Genomic DNA, 18383 nt, shown 5'->3' with positions numbered 1-18383 from the left:
GCAACTAAAAAAGACGACCTCCACCGCTTTTACCAAGCAATGGAGGTCGTCTGCATTTTACAAACGGACTTCCTTCATCCACTTCACATTCTCTTTTTTCTCTTCATTCACCAACAATGTAAAAACATCGGGTCGCGAGTAATGGCCAACGACATCAAAATCGAATTGGCTATAAGCGATATCGCGAATGTCCAGATCAGCGTAAAGAATCTCCTCCCGACCAAAAACAGGCTCGATGATATAGTCGCCCAATGGCCCCACAATCGCACTTCCACCTCTGCTCATCTCGTCTGGTGAAGAAGCAAGATCGTCGTAGCAGGCCAAATCAGTCGGATACATATCTTTTGTTACGTACTGATTGCTCGATAAAACGAAGCATCTACCTTCCAATGCGATATGGCGGATGGTAGCTTGCCATGCATCCCTCGCGTCTGCTGTAGGTGCGATGTAGATTTGAACACCTTTTGCATACATCGCTGCTCGCGCTAACGGCATATAATTCTCCCAACAAATCAGAGCCCCGATCTTACCGTATGGAGTATCGAATACCGGTAAAGTACTTCCGTCTCCTTCGCCCCAAATCAACCGTTCGGATGCAGTCGGCTTCAGCTTGCGATGCACGCCGAGCAACTCACCATCTGGTCCGAAAAATAAGACGGAACAATATAAGGTGCCACCGCTATTTTCATTGTCTCGCTCGATCACACCAATGACGAGATACACGCCAGCCTTGCGCGCTGCCTCCCCGAGCTTGTCTGTCTCTTCACTCGGGACGACAATCGAATTGTCCCAATAACGAAACCAGTCTTTGCGCCCTTCCGGGGAACGACTGCCTACTTTTGCTCCAAAAGTAAGTCCTCTCGGATACGCAGGGATAAAAGCTTCGGGAAAAACAACGATTTTCGCTCCTTTTTCTCCTGCTTCCAATGTCAGTGAAACCGCCTTTTCCGTACTTCCCTCACGATCCATTATGACCGATGCAGCTTGAACAACTGCTACTCGTACGTTCTGTTGCTGAATTGACATGTTACATCCCCTCCCAAATGGAGCATCTGTCTTGCTTTCCTATTATTCGGCGTACCCGACTGGCTCCCCTACTCCTGCAACGCTTTCATATCCTCGATCATTTGAGTGTAGGGCACGTCCGTCATTCCTTCATATCGGTTAACCACTGTTCCCTTTTGATCGACCAAATATAAAAACGTGTCGTGGATGACTTGATCGGAATTAGGGTCCTTTTCTATTGGCGTCTTGAATGACTTGAGAATAAACGTTTTGATCTCATCAAATCCGTAGCCAGTCAATGCATGCCAATTGGAGAAGTCAGCATTGAATTTACCGAGATAGGACTTCAATGCCTCTGGCGTATCTCTTTCTGGATCAACCGAGAACGAAACAAACTCCACATCTACGCCAGCTTCTTTTGCTTTTTTCTGCAATTCAGCCATGTTTGCTGTCATCGTAGGACAAACGGTTCCACAATACGTAAAGACAAAGTTAGCAACCCAGACCTTATTTTCCAGATCTTTTGATGAAAAAGGCTTCCCTTCCTGGTCCGTATAAGCAAATTCATTAACCGGATAGTTGTAATCATATCTTGCTGGACCACACGCAGTTACCAAAACCATCAGGATACTGAGCATGATCAACCAAGCTGTTTTTTTCATTGTACCGCCCCTCTCCTATTCCTTTTTCTCAGAGAGCCACTTCGCTAACCGGCCGATTTCTTCCGCGCTTAGCACTTTTTCATAACCAGGCATGCCATTTGCGCCGACCGTAATGATTTCAATGAGTTTTTCCTCCGTCATTTTCGAACCAACTTGCTGCAAGCCTGGACCCACCCTACCGGATAAATCATTACCGTGGCAGCTCATGCAATTATTTTTGTATAGCTGCATCGCAGTTTTCTTGGCATCTGCAACTTCTATTTGCTCTTCCGTTGCACCATTGCTGCATGCAGTTGCAACCAAGAACAGGGAACCAATCAGGAGATACTTGATGGCTTTCACAGAACCCCCTACCTTTCCTGCGGGAATAACGTTACCTTCCAAAAAGGGACGGCCTGCAACCGAGAATCAGGGCGTACAGCAGTACGCCCCCCGATTGAATTTATGTCATTATAGTGCGACCATGTTGTACATCATGATCCAGATAGAGCCGATCACGATGAGGAAGACGATAAACAACCCGAGTAAAAGCGACATCAAGTTGTAGCGTGGTTTATCCTCTTCTTTCAGGTGCATGAAGAAGAATAACTGGACAATAAACTGGAACAGAGCCGCTCCTAAATAGATGATGAGTCGCTTATCACTATCCAACCAGCCGTTCTCTAGCGCTAGAATAGGAATGATCGTGAAAACAAGCGACAAGACGAAACTGATCACATACGATTTCAGGGAACCATGACCACCGTGTTGTTCTGTCGTGCCATGCACAGATTGCTTGTTCAATTAATTCACCCCCATCACATACACGATGGTGAAGACGAAAATCCAAACAACATCAAGGAAATGCCAGAACAAGCTGATGATGTTTACTTTTCGTTTCGTTACGGGTGTAATACCGTGCTTGGCGATTTGCATGATGACGATGATCATCCACCCCATACCGAGCGTCACGTGCAAGCCATGCGTCCCTACCAATGTGTAAAAGGCAGTCAGAAATGCACTCGTTCCAATCGTTGCCCCTTCACTAACCATATGGATGAACTCGTTGATTTCCAGGAACAAGAAGGATGCCCCCAAAAATACGGTAACTCCCAGCCAGTTCATCAAGGCAAGACGATTCCCCTTATTCATCGCGAGAATCGCAAGACCGCTGGTAAAGCTACTGGTCAGCAAAATAAACGTACTCGCGTAAATCCCACTCATCTGAAACAGATCTTTTGGACCTGGACCACCATCCGTGCTGCCTTGCAGTACGATATAAGTCGCAAACAAGGTAGCAAACAAGATAACATCCGTCATGAGGTAGATCCAAAAGGCAAACGTGCGCAATTCCTCTTGGTCTGGATGATGATCATGATGTCCAGCATTCACATTAGCCATTACGTAATCACCCTCCCTGCTTCCGCCTCTGTACGTTTAATCTCTTCCACCGTGACATAGTAGTCCGTGTCATAGTTAAACGAGTGAACAACCATACATGCAATCACACCGATAAGCCCTGGTACAGCCATCCACAGCCAGTCAAAAATCAAACCGAATCCGACAAAGAACCAGAACATGGACATCACAATCGGAATACCGGAGTTTTTCGGCATATGAATCGGTTCCAGCTCTACTTTCGCTGGCTTTTCCAAGCCTTGCTCGATGCGCAGCTTTCTTTCATGCCAGTCATCTTGAGACGTTACCTGCGGCATGACGGCAAAGTTATAGAACGGAGCTGGAGAAGGGATCGACCACTCCAACGTACGAGCATTCCACGGATCGCCTGTTGTATCTCTCTTCATGTGCTTGATGCTATGTGCAATGTCCCAAATTTGGACAAGGAATGCAGCACCCATGATTACGGCACCAATCGTCGATACCAGGTTCATTTCGAACCAGCCTTTGTCCCAGCCGTACGTGTAAAGACGACGTGTCATCCCCATCAAGCCCAATGCGTATTGCGGCATGAAGCACAGGTAGAACCCGATGTTCCACAGCCAGAAAGCCCAACGGCCAATACGCTCATTTAGCTTGAAACCAAAAATTTTCGGCCACCAGTAGTACAAGCCCGCGAAGAATCCAAATACGACACCCGCAATGATCACTTGGTGGAAGTGTGCAACGAGGAAGTAGCTATTGTGATACTGGAAGTCAGCAGGTGCCACGGACAGAAGGACACCCGTCATCCCACCGATGACGAAGTTCGGGATAATCCCGACCATCCACAGCATCGGCGTTTCGAACGTAATTTTTCCTCGGAACATCGTAAACAGCCAGTTAAACACTTTCACACCTGTCGGAATCGCAATCAACATGGTCGTGACAGCGAAGAACGCATTGACGTCCGCACCGGAGCCCATCGTGAAGAAATGATGCGCCCATACGAGGAACGAAAGAACGCTAATGATGATCATGGCGAATACCATGGATTTGTAACCAAATAGCTTTTTCCGTGAGAACGTCGCAACGATCTCCGAGAAAATCCCGAACGCTGGCAAAACGATAATGTAAACTTCCGGGTGACCCCACATCCAAATCAGGTTGATGTACATCATCGGATTACCGCCGCCATCCAAGGTGAAGAAGTGCCCACCCAAATAGCGGTCGATAAACAGCAGTGCCAAGGTAACCGTCAAGATGGGGAATGCGAAAACGATCGCGATACAACTCGACAAAACCGACCAGGAAAACATCGGCATTTTCATCAAAGTCATACCAGGAGCACGCACTTTCAAGATCGTCACAATGAAGTTAATCCCGGTCATCAAACTACCGATACCTGAGATTTGAATCCCCCAAATATAGAAATCCTGACCTGGCCCCGGGTTAAAGGCTAGCTCCGAATACGGCGGGTAAGCCAGCCATCCTGCATCCGGGGAGCCCCCAATGACGAAGGACAGGTTAAACAGCATCGCCCCTGAGAAAAACAACCAGAAGCTGAGCGCATTCAGAAACGGAAAGGCTACGTCACGTGCACCGAGCTGTAGCGGCACGATGACATTGAATAAACCAAACATAAGCGGCATCGCCATAAACAGAATCATAATGACGCCATGCGTCGTAAAAATCTGATTATAGTGATCCCCACTCAAAAACTGCATCTCAGGCATGGCGAGCTGCGCCCGCATCAGGAGAGCATCTACCCCTCCTCGAAACAGCATGAGAACGGAAGCAAGAATGTACATGATACCGATCTTCTTGTGATCGACAGTCGTCAGCCATTCGCGCCAGAGCCATCCCCATTTTTTAAAGTAAGTCAGCACCGATACGATTGCGATCATACTGAGCACAATGCTGACGTCCGCACCGTAAATAAGTGGATCGCCTGTTACGAAAAATTCAGAGGCGAATTCTTTCACACTCTCCCACATCGTTGTCTCTCTCCTCCCTGTTTCTATTTCAACCGACTATTCTTTCACCCGCGCTGGCGGTTGCACTCTCGTAGATAAGCCGTGATTGTGTGAAGCAGCATACTTGGTCACCGTCATTTCGTACAAACCTTCAGGGAAAGCAGAGAAATAGCGCACATCTGATGTTCCTTGTTTGGTCAGCTCTTTGTAACCATCCAGTGTCAGCTCAGGGGAAGTATGTTTCACCTGATTCACCCATTGATCAAAGTTTTCTTGGGAAGTCGCATTCGCTGTAAAGAACATCTTCGCAAATTCTTTTCCGGTAAAGTTCGCACCTGATCCCATGTACTCACCCTGCTCATCTGCTTGCAGGTAGAGAGTCATCGACATGCCGGACATGGCATAAATCTGACCGCCGAGCTGTGGAATCCAAAATGAATTCATCGGGGCGTCAGATGTCACTTCGAAGCGTACCGGCACATCCTCTGGAAACTGCACATAGTTCACAGTGGCAATGCCTTGTTCAGGATATTGGAATAGCCACTTCCAATCCAAATTCGTCACTTGAATCGTGATCGGTTTCTTCTCGGATTCCAACGGCTTGGATGGCTCCAACGAATACGTATACCGAACTGTCACGATCCCAATTAACGTAATAATGATGATGGGAATGCCCCACCAAATGATTTCCAGTTTCGTACTGTGTTCCCAATTAGGCGTGTACTTCGCCTTTCTTCCTTTTCTGTCACGGTATCGCCATACAATGACAAACGTAAGAATTAGTACTGGAACAATCACAATTAACGTTAAAAGCGTGGATAAAATCATTAAGTCCTTTTGCTGTTCACCAATGGGTCCTTTCGGATCGAGCACGATATAGTTATCAGCGCAACCGGTCGTCAAGAACACCAGGATGAACATGAACAAAAATGACATACAGCGTACTGTCTTGGACGTCTTCATGTCCTTTTCCTCATCTCCTATCACCATGCACGGGGTACTTTTGAAACAAGTCTTACTCTAAAGCCGGACCGATAGAGTGTCACCAGCCAATGACAAAGTGGATCAACCAGCCATGTTCAAGAATCCGCTGCATTTTGGTCACTTTTTAGACATAAAAAGAAAAAGGCCACCCCATGGCGGCCTTTCCTCCTATTGTTTCGTTATTCCTTGATGACACGTATGGTTTGTAGCGTCGGGTCTTCAAAGCCCTGTACTGGTAAACCTGCTTCCATGTTTCTCTTCGTATAGATGAGGTTCTCTTCCGAAATGATCTCACCCGGGATAAAGATCGGGATACCTGGTGGATATACCATGACAAACTCCGCGATAATTCTTCCCACAGCTTGTTCGACGGGAATCATCTCTGTCGGTGCGTAAAATGCATCGCGCGGGGTGACAGCCAGTACTGGTATTTTCGGCAGCTGCATTTTCGGACGGGCTTTTCTGGTTCCTTGATCCTCGGACCCGGCAGCTAGCTCCTCCAAGGCATAGACAAGGATTTGCAAATCTTCTCTCGTGTCACTTGGTGTGATAATACAAACGATGTTGTACAGGTCAGATAGCTCTACCTCAATGTTAAAGCGATCACGGAGCCATTTTTCAGCTTCATATCCCGTAATGCCGAGGTCTTTTACCGAGATAACCAGCTTGGTCGGATCATGGGCAAACGCTCCATTTGTCCCGATAATTTCTCTCCCAATGCAGTACAAATCATTTATTTTATTGATTTGTGCCCGTGCTTCGTTTGCCAGCTGAATCGTTTGATCCAATAGCGTTTTCCCGGATGTAACTAACCGCTTTCTCGCCACATCGAGCGAGGCGAGCAGTAAATAGGAGGTGGATGTCGTCGTGAGCATGCTATAGATGGCTTGTACACGCTGAATCGAGACGAGATTTCCTTGCATGTTCAACAACGAACTCTGCGTCAGAGAGCCTCCTAATTTATGCATACTGCTTGCTGCCATATCTGCACCAGCCTGCATCGCCGATAAGGGAAGCTTGGGATGGAAGTGAACATGTGAGCCATGCGCTTCATCTACGAGTACAGGCACTCCTCTGGCATGCGCAATTTGAACGATACTCTTCAAGTCACCGGCAATTCCGAAATAGGTTGGGTTGATGACGAGGACTGCTTTTGAATCGGGATGCTGTTCCAATGCTTTTTCCACAGCTTGTGGTGTGATTCCATGTGAGATCCCGAAGACAGGGTCTATTTCTGGATGTAAAAAGATAGGAGTCGCACCGGATAAAACAATGCCGCTCATGATAGATTTGTGTACATTCCGTGGCACGATGATCTTATCGCCAGGATTACATACTGCCATAATCATCGTCATGATAACTCCGCTCGTACCTTGAACAGAAAATATGGTGTGATCAGCGCCAAAGGCTTCCGCAGCCAATTCCTGGGCTTGTTTGATAATTCCTTTTGGTTGATGCAGATCATCTAATGGTTCAATGTTAATCAAATCGATGGAAAGTGCATTTTTTCCCATGAACCATCGAAATTCAGGATCCATCCCTTTCCCTTTCTTATGACCTGGTATATGGAATTGGATTGGATTCTTCTGGGCATGCTTTCTCAACCCGTTAAAGAGCGGCGTTTGCCCTTGAATCAACATTTTTCCCACCTCACTATCCTTCCGTGTTGTTTGTATGAGTGATGTTTCTGGGCTGATTATAAAGGAAGCGGCCTCTTCCTTCATGATCCAATCTTGACTTTTATGAACCATCCAATTTGTGTCCTTCCTCGTAATTGGTCTGTTTCATCTTTCGTAAATCGGCTGGTTCCAGTCACTATGCAAAAGAACCGTTTAACGTCATTTCCCTGGCACAAATAGCCGCTATTACCGTCCTTGGTGTTTTTGCTTTTGCTAAGTGTTTCTTCAGCCGGATTCTCCTTGTGTTTACTCGTCGCCAATACTATACTGAATGCAAATTCCCCATTCATTTCCACACGAAGCAATGACTGAAATTTCATAACTTACGAAAGCTTTCGCTCCATAGAAAGGTGGATCAGATGTCACTCAAACCTGAAGATTTACAAAGCTACATCGACTCCCCAGACAAGCAGCAAAGACTATACAAACGAACGCTCTGGATTGTCGTCATCTCACAAATTTTCGGCGGTGCAGGACTTGCGGCAGGTGTCACCGTAGGGGCTCTCCTCGCTCAGGATATGCTCGGCTCGGAAAGTCTCGCGGGCATCCCTGCCGCATTGCTCACACTTGGCTCTGCTGTCGCTGCGTTGCTGGTGGGTCGACTCTCTCAACGCTTTGGACGCCGTTTAGGGCTCGCTAGCGGCTTTTTAGCCGGAGGGATTGGGGCAATTGGGGTGGTTCTCGCAGCCGTCGCAAACAGTATTGTCCTTCTATTTGCTTCCTTAATTCTGTATGGGGCTGGCACCGCTACTAACCTGCAAGCCCGCTATGCAGGCACAGACTTGGCAAAGCCTAAACAGCGAGCGACTGCCGTAAGTATTGCCATGGTCTCCACTACATTCGGGGCCGTTGCAGGACCAAACCTGGTGGAAGTCATGGGACGATTCGCTACATCCATCGGTGTCCCCGCATTGGCTGGCCCTTTCATCCTGGGGGCCGCAGCCTTCATCCTCGCAGGTCTCGTATTTTGGGTACTGCTTCGCCCGGACCCGTTCATCGTTTCGAAAGCAATCGCGTAAGCACAACAGGGGAATCAGAGCTCGTCGGCCTATCTGAATGAGAATCAGCTTGCAAGCAACAACCGGGGAATCGTCGTGGGAGCCACCGTCATGATTTTGACGCAGATCGTCATGGTCGCCATTATGACGATGACGCCAGTACATATGAAGCACCACGGACATGGTCTCTCCGAAGTAGGCATCGTCATCGGTTTTCATATCGGTGCGATGTACCTCCCCTCGCTCTTGACGGGTGTACTCGTTGACAAGATCGGTCGCTCCACAATGGCCTATGCTTCAGGTGTCATACTGCTTGCAGCCAGCCTGACTGCTGCTTTTGCCCCAGCCGATTCGATGCCACTACTCATCACCGCTCTTGTGCTGCTCGGACTGGGCTGGAATTTTGGATTAATTAGCGGCACAGCGCTCATCGTGGATGCAACACAGCCCGCCACTCGCGCGAAAACGCAGGGAACGGTTGATGTCTTGATTGCCTTGGCTGGTGCATCCGGTGGAGCCCTGTCTGGTATGGTCGTCGCCAATGCCAGCTACGCAACACTTTCGCTTGCCGGAGGCGCATTATCGCTGTTGCTAGTCCCCGTCCTGATATGGTCCCACAAAAAAAGCAAACACCGTGTAGAGATCTCCCAAAACTAAAGCCACCCTTATCAGGTGGCTTTTTCTCTATCCCAAATATCCAAAAAAAAATGACACTGCTCACAAGCAGTGTCATTTTCCTCCGACCACTTTATTATCATGTCCTTCACTCGGACTATGCTCATCTATAATCTGTTTTAAGCTAGCGAAGCCAGGAGTAAATTTGCTGTTGGGAATCTTCTTCTTGGAAGAGAGATTTTTCGAGTAAACAGCAGTTTCGTTACCTCTTTTCGCGAAGAACTCAGCTAATTTCATCGTATCCCACTCCTAACTAGCTCTCTTTAAAGTTTTGACCTTATTCACAAACTTGGTAACAAATCCTAATAATAACATATACGTAGTCAACCGCTCGAACTCCTGCATATTTTCGGGAGTAAATGTGTCATTCTTGTAAACAGCGACCGCAAATCCAAGTCGGAACTTGCCGAAATTTTTCACAATTGCAAATTGTTCGATGTCCGTGTTTTGAATTCGTCCCTTTACTTGTTTATCGGCAATTCTGCAATCCTCTTGAAGCATAGAAGACAGTAGTAGCGTACGTACTGTATCAAAATCTTTCAACTCGGTTAAGTAAAACACTTCAAACTGCTTGTCATTATTCGTGGGTACGATCCAATAGCAGCATAGCTCGTCCGGTTTCAAACCATAAATCGTCTTTACTTCCATTTCAAATGCCTTCATAAACGTGATCGCATTCGCATTAATAATAGCTGTTGATTGACCGCTCCCATCCAAGCTGTAAATCGCATTGGCCAATTCTTTCTCACAATATTTCACTTCCATCTGGAACTCGATCTCGTTCCCTCTAATCTTGTTGCAGATGAACAAGACGATGAATATCATTCCTGCCAAAATAGCGGAATACAAGATAGACAAGCCTAGAACAGAGCCTAATGAAGCTAGCTTGTTTTCCTCATGTGGCGGTGCCAGGATAAACAGCCATTCAATCGGTTGAAACATCCACTTATGTATGACTGCTATCAAATCTGGCAGCAAACCTTTTAACAATTCAAATACGAGCCATGAGACCAGAACGAACAAGATGCCAAGAACAGAAAAAACAATCTTCACATGGCTCTGCACGAGATTCTTTAGCACCTGTAAACCTCTCCTTCTGGTAAAGTTTTACATTATTTTAACATTTTATTCAGATTCTACAAATAGGAAAAAACTACCTACATTTAGGTAGTTTTTTAGGCGTTTCTATCGTTATCGTACTAACTTTTTGATTACCTATGTACTGGATCGTCTGCTGTATAATCTTGCTGTTCTCTTCAATTCTCTTCAGTGGTTTAAATGAACTCAACAATTGCACGTTCCCCCTATCGGTATACTAGGTGTAATTTGTGACGTAATGCTCCCTTATTGGTCTGCCCATTTTTCACCGCTATCAAACACGAAATGCTCATCATGACCTTCTTCCGTCTTGGTAATACCCCATACCTTATGCCGTTCTGATTTTGTTTAGACCCCTCTTCTGGGTGCTGCTTTTCCACTGTTCGTGACGGTTTTGTTACAGACAATGTCGCTCCCATTGGCACCATTGACATCCTCAATCCTTGCCTTAGTTAAAGATAATCCAAACGAAAAGGAGTTAGTCAGAATGAATTCCATAATAGCGAAGAATGAAACCACTTTCCTATATCATTACCATCGCGCGGATTTCCGATAGATCAAGTAGACTTGCCCTACCTTGAACCATCCCTTGCCACTGGCTTATTACCTCTGGTCCCAAATCCAGTTGAATGTTTTTTTAATGCTTGGCGTCCTCGCCTTCAAACTGAATGGCGGCCTGGAGAAGAAAGTAAAGATACCGTATCAGTATATGCTCGTGTTCTTGATTGTGACTGCCATTCATTCGTAGGTAATTGTCACGCCGCTAGATTTGATTTTAATGCTTGTTTTGTTACGCATCGTCGGCATGCGTGTCCCAGCTTCATGCCCCAAGGAATTAGCCCATAACAATAAAGCCACCCGCCCTAGGGTGGCTCTTATCCTTACTTTGCTTTTGGGGTTACCTTTTCCACTTTGTTTTCGCCCATCTTCACTTTGAATATATCTTTTTTATCATGATCCGAAGCTTGATAGTCGAAAAAAAAGATGGAATCTCCCCCGATGTTTATCGATTGATTGGAAATGCTACCTAATGGATACAGCGGGGTTGTCTTGCCGTCCGTCAAATTCATTTGACCTACCGTGCTTTCTGAGATGTAGTATAGATACTTCCCAGCTATAATGATCGGATTCTCTGCTGGTGGTAACCCTTTCTTGACTAGAGCAGTCTCCCCATCCTTCAATCCTATTTTATAAACATCTTCTACTCCACTGGAGTCTACCCATTTTGTATAGTAAATGAAATCGCCAGACAGACCGACAAGGAACTGTTCTTTGTCTTTACTTACGAGTTTTTTCTGCGTTCCATCCCGCCTCATTTTGTATAGTTGACGACTCTCATTCGTGTAGAAAATCCAATCCTGATAGAAATAAACTTCCTCAAACTGATCAAGCAGCTTCTTTTGATTTTTGCCGTTCGTGTCCATCCTGTACAAACGACTGTGATCATCCGCGTAATAAATGATATCTCCCACTACGTATAATCTCTGTACGTTATTGGGGTCCCCTTCCGTAAGACTACCACTCTTGATAACTGTTTTCGAACTGCCATCTGTCTTGATTTTCATGAGCTCCGTGACATCTTCATACGTTCTACTGATTTCGTAATCGGGCATCTCAAGCTGATAGATTTCTTTAAAAGGCTTATTGCGCGTATAGTAAATCCAGTCTCCTACCACATTCAGATTATCGGCCCAATCACTGCTCAACTTTTGAAGAGAGCTTCCATCCTGTTTGATTTTGTATAAGCTATCGTTGTTATAAAAAATCCACTCTCCTTGAACGGTGACAAAGCTTCGGTGTGAATTGATATTGACAGGATCGCTGCCAAAAACGTTTATCACTGGTTTTTTTGCTGGCGCAGTCGTCATTGTTTGTTGATTGCCAAAGCCAAGAACCACAATCAAACATACTGCCATCGCAATGGTGATCATCCATTTCCCTTTATGTTGCACCATGCATCCCCCCCTTCATGGCCTAATAAAGTAAAACACAGCGGATATTTCCTTCATTTATTTACATCCGTCGACACTGATTTATATGTACCAAAACAAATTTACTTTGTCTATCTCAATTTGAATAATTTGGAAAACAGAGAAGCCACCCATCATAGGTGGCTCTTTCTCTCTCTATGCTAAAGGGAAATGACACGCGACCTGCCGATCCTGCCCAACCTCTATGAGCTCAGGAATCTCCTTGCTGCATCTCTCCTGCGCCATCGGACAACGAGGATGAAAACGACAACCTGACGGCGGATTGGCCGGAGATGGTACATCCCCTTGCAGGACGATCCGCTCTTGTCTACGATGCGGAGTGGGCTTCGGAATCGCCGACAACAATGCTGCCGTATACGGATGCAGTGGCTGTGCAAACAAGTCATCCGTTCGTGCAATCTCCACCATTTTCCCCAAGTACATCACGCCAACCCGATCAGAAATATGGCGTACCACATTCAGACCATGCGCGATAAATAGATAGGTCAGCCCCATCTCTTTTTGTAATTTCATCATCAGGTTCAAAACCTGTGACTGTACGGACACATCCAGTGCTGAAACAGCCTCATCCGCCACAATAAATCGTGGTGAGAGTGCGATTGACCGCGCAATACCGATCCGTTGCCGCTGTCCGCCGGAAAACTCATGCGGATACCGATTTCGTCTCGAAGGATCGAGTCCCACCAGACTCATCAGCTCGACTACTCGCTCATCCATTTCCTTTGCAGACGCCCGCAGATGAACCCGCAAAGGCTCTCCAATAATATCACTTACCAAAAATCGTGGATTCAACGAACCAAACGGGTCTTGAAAAATAATCTGCATATCCCGTCTCAGCTTCAAATTTTCTTGTCTATTCACCTGATGGATATTGGTTCCGTCAAACAGCACTTCTCCGCTTGTCGCCCTTTGCAAATTCAGCACGACACGCCCCAGTGTCGACTTCCCGCAGCCGGATTCCCCCACGAGCCCAAATGTCTCCCCTGCGCGAATTCCGAAAGATACATCATCTACGGCTTTTACATGACCGATAACACGGCTCAACAAGCCGGCCTTAATCGGAAAATACTTTTTGATATGGTTGGCTTCGATCAAATATTCCCGGTTCATTGGCGGTTCACCTCTGCTTTGCTTCCAGCGACTGAATTGGCACGCTGATTTATTCTGAAGTGGTTGCTGACATCTTCGTTCAACCAGCAAGCCACTTGTTGTCCCGTAACAACCTCGCGCAAAATGGGCTCCTCTTTTCGGCATTTGTCGATCGCATACGGACAACGCGGGTGAAAACGGCAGCCCGTCGGCAATTGAGTGATGCTCGGGATGGTGCCTTGGATGGTGTACAATTCTCCGCCGCGCTCTCCTTCAAAGCCGGGAATAGACTGCAGCAAGCCAATCGTGTAAGGATGCCGGGGCTCGTCAAATATCCGTTCGACCGTTCCCTCCTCCACAATCGTTCCTGCATACATCACCGCGATTCGATCCGCCATCTCTGCTGCTACCCCCATGTCATGGGTGATCAGCAAAATCGACATGCCCATTTCCTTTTGCAGCCGTCTGAGCAAATCCAAAATTTGCGCCTGAACCGTTACATCAAGAGCTGTTGTCGGCTCGTCTGCTATCAGCATTTCTGGGTTGCAAGCCAGGGCCATCGCGATGACAACACGCTGGCACATCCCTCCAGACATTTCGTGCGGGTACTGTTTCACTCGTACTTCCGGCGCCGGGATCCCAACCAGACGAAGCATCTCGATCGCTTTTTTGAACGCATCTTGCTGGCTCATATTTTGATGCAGCATCAAGCTCTCCGCAATTTGGTCGCCTACCGTAAACACCGGATTGAGAGCCGACATCGGGTCTTGGAAGATCATCGCGATTTTGTTTCCGCGAACGTGCATCATTTCATCCAAGTCCTTTGCCGCCAGATCCTGACCGTGAAACATGACGCTCCCACTCTGAATAAATCCGCCCGCATAATCAATCAGTCGCATGACTGCAAGTGACGTCACACTCTTCCCGCTGCCGGATTCCCCTACCAAGCACACCGCCTGTCCTTTGCCAACGTTGATGCTCACTCGATCCGTGGCCTTGACCGTACCGTCATCCGTAAAGAAGCAAGTGGTCAAATTTTTTATTTCGAGGATGTTGCGTTCCACTTGTTCAGCCTCCTTTTCGGGTTTTTCTTTTTCTTCCGTGGGTCGAATGCATCGCGGATGCCGTCTCCGACGAAGTTCACCGCTAGCACCACGAGTAAAATACAAAGACCAGGATAAAGTGCTTGCAAAGGATCGACCAGCATGAATTCCTGTGCCTTGCTCAGCATTAATCCCCAGCTTGTTTCAGGTGGTTGAATCCCCAAGCCTAAATAGGAGAGACCTGACTCTGACAGAATGGCCGAACCAACCATGAGAGTCGCGTACACAATGATGGGAGCCATTGCATTGCGTATCAGGTGACGCGTAATAATGCCCCAGTGCGAAACGCCAATCGCTCTCGCCGCTTCCACATACTGCATTTCCCGTAGCTGCAAAAACTGCCCGCGCACCAGACGTGCCACACTTGTCCAGCTCGTTAGCGACAAAATCAGGATCATGTAGACAAATTCCGCTCCGAAAAGCGCCAAAACCAGAATGTTAAAAAACAGACTCGGTATGGAGTTCATCACGTCCACGAGACGCATGAAGCAGGTATCAATCCAGCCGCCAAAGTAACCAGAAATCGCTCCAATCAGCGTCCCGATGACGACCGCAGCAAAAGCAACGCTGAAGCCGACCAGCATAGACACCCGACTGCTATGAATGAGGCGGGACAAGATATCACGACCGAGCTCGTCTGTTCCGAGCACATGCCCTTCAGTTCCAGGAGGCAGGTTGGTAATCATAAAATCAACCTTTGCCGGATCATGCGGTGCAACCCAATCGGCACCCGCGGCGATCCCAACAAAAAACAGGAGCACGATCAAGCCACCAACAGCATACGGATTCCGCATAAATTTTTTGCCCGCGGTTTTCCATAGCCCAGGAGGCTTTTCCCCAACAGAATTTGTCGGAAGCTGTCCACCCGGTCGATTCGGTTCAACAACAGTGTCATCTTGAAGCTGCACTTGACTCATGCTGCCCTGCCTCCTTTACGTCCAAGCTGCACTCGTGGATCAACCAGTGCGTAGATTAAATCGGCTAACAGGTTTCCGATAATCACCATCAGTGAAATCAGCAACGTGATCGACATCAACACAGAGTACTCACGCGCTACAGCCATTTCCACAAACAGACGGCCCATGCCTGGCCAGTTAAATACACTCTCTGTCAATGCTGCACCTGCTACCAGCGTGGGCAAATCCAAACCGATGATCGTCACAACAGGGATCAATGCGTTCCGCAGAGCATGGCGGAAAATCACGCGTCTTTCCTTCATCCCTTTGGCACGTGCCGTCCGAATATAGTCTTGCTCCAAAACCTCCAGCATACTGGCGCGCGTATATTTGACATAGGCTGCGATGTTCACCAGTGTTAACACCGTAACAGGTAGAATCAAGTGCAAAATGAGGTCGCTTATTTGTCCCTCTTTCCCCATTGTATACATGTCAGATAATGGGAGTAGATTCAACTGCATCGCGAAATACTGTTGTAGCATAATCCCAAACCAGAAGGTCGGCATCGCAAATCCGAGATAGGCAACGATGGAGGCGATCTGGTCAGATAGACCGTATTGCTTTGTACTGTTGTAGATGCCCCACGGGATGGCGATCAGCATGGAAAGCCCCCACGCTACAGACATGAGCACAAACGTATTCCAAACCGTCGGCCACAAAATATCGCCAACAGGAACGTTATTTTTAAAGGTATGGCCCAAATCTCCTTGCAGCAAATTTCCGACCCATTTCATGTATTGAATATAGACAGGCTGATCCAACCCCATATTTTTCATCTGAATAAGCTGTGCTTCAGGAGACATTCCCGGTGAGAGCATGACTTTTAGCGGTCCTCCGGGTGCTGCATGCATGAGTCCGAACGAAACTACTGTGATCAAAAATAAAACAAGCACGGCTTGTAGTACGCGGCGTACTAAATATTCAGTCAATCAGCATCCTCCTTTCGTTTGAAAGGGGAAGGGGCAATAAGGCTGCCCTTCCCCCCTTTTCCTATTGCTAACCGCTACCAGCCGAGCTTATTTTTTAGTATCGTCGATCCACCAGTTCAGGAAGCCAAAGGTCTCCCCATATGGAATCATGGATACTGGTTTAAACTCATCCTTATATTTGACGCGAGAAGTCATGCCTCGTGGCGTTCCGTACTGATACATGAATACGTATGGCAGGTTCGTCGAGATTTCTTTTCCGACTTCTTTATAGATTGCAGCACGTTCCTCTTGTTTGACCGTAGATACAGCTTTTTCCCAGAGCGCATCCAGCTTCGGATTGTCGTACCAGCCAGCGTTGTTGCCAGGCGGGAATGCCTTTTTCCCGAACGTAGAAATGCCATCCGGATCTGGATCAGACAATTGCCAGCCGAGTAACAGAACCTGGAATTTACCAGGGTTGGCATACTGATCGACAAGAGCCGAGAAGTCTAATGCTTTTGGCTTCGCTTCAATTCCGATCTCTTTCAGGTTTTGCTGAATAACGACTGCTGCCTGTTCACGGCGACTGTTCCCCGAGTTGAAAATGAATTCAAAGGAGAAGCGATTGCCGTCTTTGGCAAGAATTCCATCTGCCCCGGCTACCCATCCGTCTTCTTTCAGCAATTGTTTAGCTTTCTCTGCACTATATTCGTAATGGACTGCTGCATCGCCCGGGTCTGCCCATGTACCTGGCAGGAACGGTGCATCCATAATTTTTCCGGTTCCTTTCAAGATATTGTCGATAATACCTTGACGATTGATTGCGTGGGCAATGGCCTGACGCGTTTTTTGACCTTCAAACAACCCGTAGTTGTTCGGGAAGTTCTTCTTGTCAAAGTTGAAGGCAAAATATTCATAGCTAGGACCTGGCTCCGTCGAAATGTTGATCGTTCCTTTCGCCTTCACCGCTTCGAGCTGCGTGACAGGAATGGAATCTACCAAGTCAACGTCACCTTTCATCAGAGCCTGTACTTGTGTGTTTTGATCCGCATAGATTTTGTACACAACCTTTTGGATATGCGGCTTCTTTTCACCCCAGTAATTTGGGTTAGCATCTAGCACATGGAATTCCTTTTGTTTCCACTCCGACCATTTGTACGGTCCGGAAGTAGGTGTCTTAGCTGGATCTTTTCCGTAAGAATGTGCTTGCAAATCTTTAAACGGTACGTCTTTCAACACGTGGGCTGGTGCCAGCTTTTGCATTAATCCAAAAGCAAATGGAGCGTACAATTGTTTCAATTTGATTTCTACGGTGTAATCATCCAGTTTTTTCATCTCTTTAACTTTGTCGTATTTCGTAATTTCTGGTGATCCAGTCTCAGGAGTTTTGATGGCATTAATGGTATAAATCAAGTCGTCAGCCGTGATTGGCGTTCCATCGGACCATTTCGCATTATTCTTCATCTTGATGGTATAGGTGAGGCCATCCTCGCTTATTTTCGGCAACTCGGCTGCAAGGGACCAAGGGTAAACTGCTAAATCAAAAGACGGGTTCCGATTGTACAAATACGCCTGAGTGTACTCCATAACGTCGCCGGATGCTGTATCATTCCCGAAAATCGGATTGAGCGTGACGATGTCAGACGTCGTAGAATGCGTAAACGTTCCACCGTCTATTGGTTTCTCATCATCCGTACTGGTCGCCTGAGGAGCCACCTGCTCCACCGGTTTTTTTGTTGGTGCTGGTGTTGTAGTTCCTGGCGAAGCATTGTTCCCGCTTGAGCAACCGACCAATAGCGCGCCGGTTAAAGAGAGCAACGCCAACGGCTTTAACCAACCTCTCCCTTTTTTCAAATCATTTCCCCCTCTTTCACATGTTTTCAAGCCTTTTCCATAACGGGTA

The 18383-nt window shown here is 47.1% G+C and carries 16 protein-coding genes and 2 pseudogenes; 2 read left to right on the top strand and 16 right to left on the bottom strand.

Going from position 1 to position 18383, the window contains the following annotated elements:
* Positions 1-57: 57 nt before the first annotated feature.
* The 8 genes from ODZ53_RS19455 to ODZ53_RS19420 form a co-directional block, all read right to left on the bottom strand.
* Positions 58-1026 (bottom strand): carbon-nitrogen hydrolase family protein, encoded by a 969-nt coding sequence (locus ODZ53_RS19455; RefSeq protein WP_372679275.1) that lies wholly within the window; start codon positions 1024-1026, stop codon positions 58-60.
* A 68-nt stretch (positions 1027-1094) separates the two neighbouring features.
* On the bottom strand, positions 1095-1667 hold the full coding sequence (locus ODZ53_RS19450) for an SCO family protein (RefSeq protein WP_372679273.1): 573 nt from the start codon (positions 1665-1667) through the stop codon (positions 1095-1097).
* A 15-nt stretch (positions 1668-1682) separates the two neighbouring features.
* Positions 1683-2009: a c-type cytochrome gene (locus ODZ53_RS19445; RefSeq protein ID WP_372679271.1), complete on the bottom strand. Its 327-nt coding sequence runs from the start codon at positions 2007-2009 to the stop codon at positions 1683-1685.
* A 108-nt stretch (positions 2010-2117) separates the two neighbouring features.
* Complete coding sequence (locus tag ODZ53_RS19440) at positions 2118-2450, bottom strand: cytochrome o ubiquinol oxidase subunit IV (RefSeq protein ID WP_372679269.1); 333 nt, start codon at positions 2448-2450, stop codon at positions 2118-2120.
* Positions 2451-3047 carry a cytochrome o ubiquinol oxidase subunit III gene (gene cyoC, locus ODZ53_RS19435; RefSeq protein ID WP_015893405.1) on the bottom strand — a complete coding sequence of 199 codons (597 nt, stop codon included), beginning with the start codon at positions 3045-3047 and terminating at the stop codon, positions 2451-2453.
* On the bottom strand, positions 3047-5020 hold the full coding sequence (locus ODZ53_RS19430; RefSeq protein ID WP_372679267.1) for a cbb3-type cytochrome c oxidase subunit I: 1974 nt from the start codon (positions 5018-5020) through the stop codon (positions 3047-3049). Before ODZ53_RS19430 ends, cyoC begins: the two co-directional genes overlap by 1 nt.
* 36 nt (positions 5021-5056) lie before the next feature.
* Complete coding sequence (cyoA, locus tag ODZ53_RS19425) at positions 5057-5962, bottom strand: ubiquinol oxidase subunit II (protein ID WP_173627192.1); 906 nt, start codon at positions 5960-5962, stop codon at positions 5057-5059.
* Positions 5963-6162: 200 nt separating this feature from the next.
* Positions 6163-7620, bottom strand: coding sequence for an aminotransferase class I/II-fold pyridoxal phosphate-dependent enzyme (locus ODZ53_RS19420; protein ID WP_199926576.1), 1458 nt, complete (start codon positions 7618-7620; stop codon positions 6163-6165).
* A gap of 401 nt (positions 7621-8021) precedes the next feature.
* On the opposite strand from ODZ53_RS19420, the pseudogene ODZ53_RS19415 reads away from it, so the two are divergent.
* A pseudogene (locus ODZ53_RS19415) lies at positions 8022-9317 on the top strand (MFS transporter).
* Between the two features lie 72 nt (positions 9318-9389).
* On the opposite strand, the gene ODZ53_RS19410 reads toward ODZ53_RS19415, so the two are convergent.
* Both ODZ53_RS19410 and ODZ53_RS19405 read right to left on the bottom strand, forming a co-directional pair.
* Entirely contained in the window at positions 9390-9572 is a 183-nt protein-coding gene (locus ODZ53_RS19410) for a hypothetical protein (RefSeq protein WP_015893410.1), read from the bottom strand.
* A 12-nt stretch (positions 9573-9584) separates the two neighbouring features.
* Positions 9585-10415, bottom strand: coding sequence for a hypothetical protein (locus ODZ53_RS19405; RefSeq protein ID WP_016741856.1), 831 nt, complete (start codon positions 10413-10415; stop codon positions 9585-9587).
* Between the two features lie 561 nt (positions 10416-10976).
* On the opposite strand from ODZ53_RS19405, the pseudogene ODZ53_RS19400 reads away from it, so the two are divergent.
* Positions 10977-11256, top strand: a pseudogene (locus tag ODZ53_RS19400) (hypothetical protein); the annotation flags it as partial.
* A gap of 58 nt (positions 11257-11314) precedes the next feature.
* Here the strand turns inward: ODZ53_RS19400 and ODZ53_RS19395 are convergent.
* The 6 genes from ODZ53_RS19395 to ODZ53_RS19370 all read right to left on the bottom strand — a co-directional run bounded on the left by ODZ53_RS19395 (position 11315) and on the right by ODZ53_RS19370 (position 18334).
* Positions 11315-12388, bottom strand: a complete 1074-nt coding sequence (locus tag ODZ53_RS19395) for a DUF5050 domain-containing protein (protein ID WP_372679264.1) — start codon at positions 12386-12388, stop codon at positions 11315-11317.
* 171 nt (positions 12389-12559) lie between these two features.
* Positions 12560-13534: an ABC transporter ATP-binding protein gene (locus tag ODZ53_RS19390; protein ID WP_015893414.1), complete on the bottom strand. Its 975-nt coding sequence runs from the start codon at positions 13532-13534 to the stop codon at positions 12560-12562.
* Entirely contained in the window at positions 13531-14577 is a 1047-nt protein-coding gene (locus ODZ53_RS19385; RefSeq protein WP_372679262.1) for an ABC transporter ATP-binding protein, read from the bottom strand. Before ODZ53_RS19385 ends, ODZ53_RS19390 begins: the two co-directional genes overlap by 4 nt.
* On the bottom strand, positions 14553-15533 hold the full coding sequence (locus ODZ53_RS19380; RefSeq protein ID WP_064202009.1) for an ABC transporter permease: 981 nt from the start codon (positions 15531-15533) through the stop codon (positions 14553-14555). Before ODZ53_RS19380 ends, ODZ53_RS19385 begins: the two co-directional genes overlap by 25 nt.
* Positions 15530-16501, bottom strand: a complete 972-nt coding sequence (locus tag ODZ53_RS19375) for an ABC transporter permease (RefSeq protein ID WP_064202008.1) — start codon at positions 16499-16501, stop codon at positions 15530-15532. Before ODZ53_RS19375 ends, ODZ53_RS19380 begins: the two co-directional genes overlap by 4 nt.
* Positions 16502-16588: 87 nt before the next feature.
* Positions 16589-18334 carry a peptide-binding protein gene (locus ODZ53_RS19370; RefSeq protein ID WP_199926554.1) on the bottom strand — a complete coding sequence of 582 codons (1746 nt, stop codon included), beginning with the start codon at positions 18332-18334 and terminating at the stop codon, positions 16589-16591.
* Positions 18335-18383: the final 49 nt, after the last annotated feature.

Origin of the sequence: Brevibacillus sp. BD137, from assembly GCF_041644655.1 — a bacterium.
In the GTDB taxonomy this organism is placed as follows: domain Bacteria; phylum Bacillota; class Bacilli; order Brevibacillales; family Brevibacillaceae; genus Brevibacillus; species Brevibacillus brevis_D.
The sequence above is the reverse complement of the archived record's forward strand: the minus strand, read 5'-3'. Positions and strand labels throughout refer to the sequence as shown.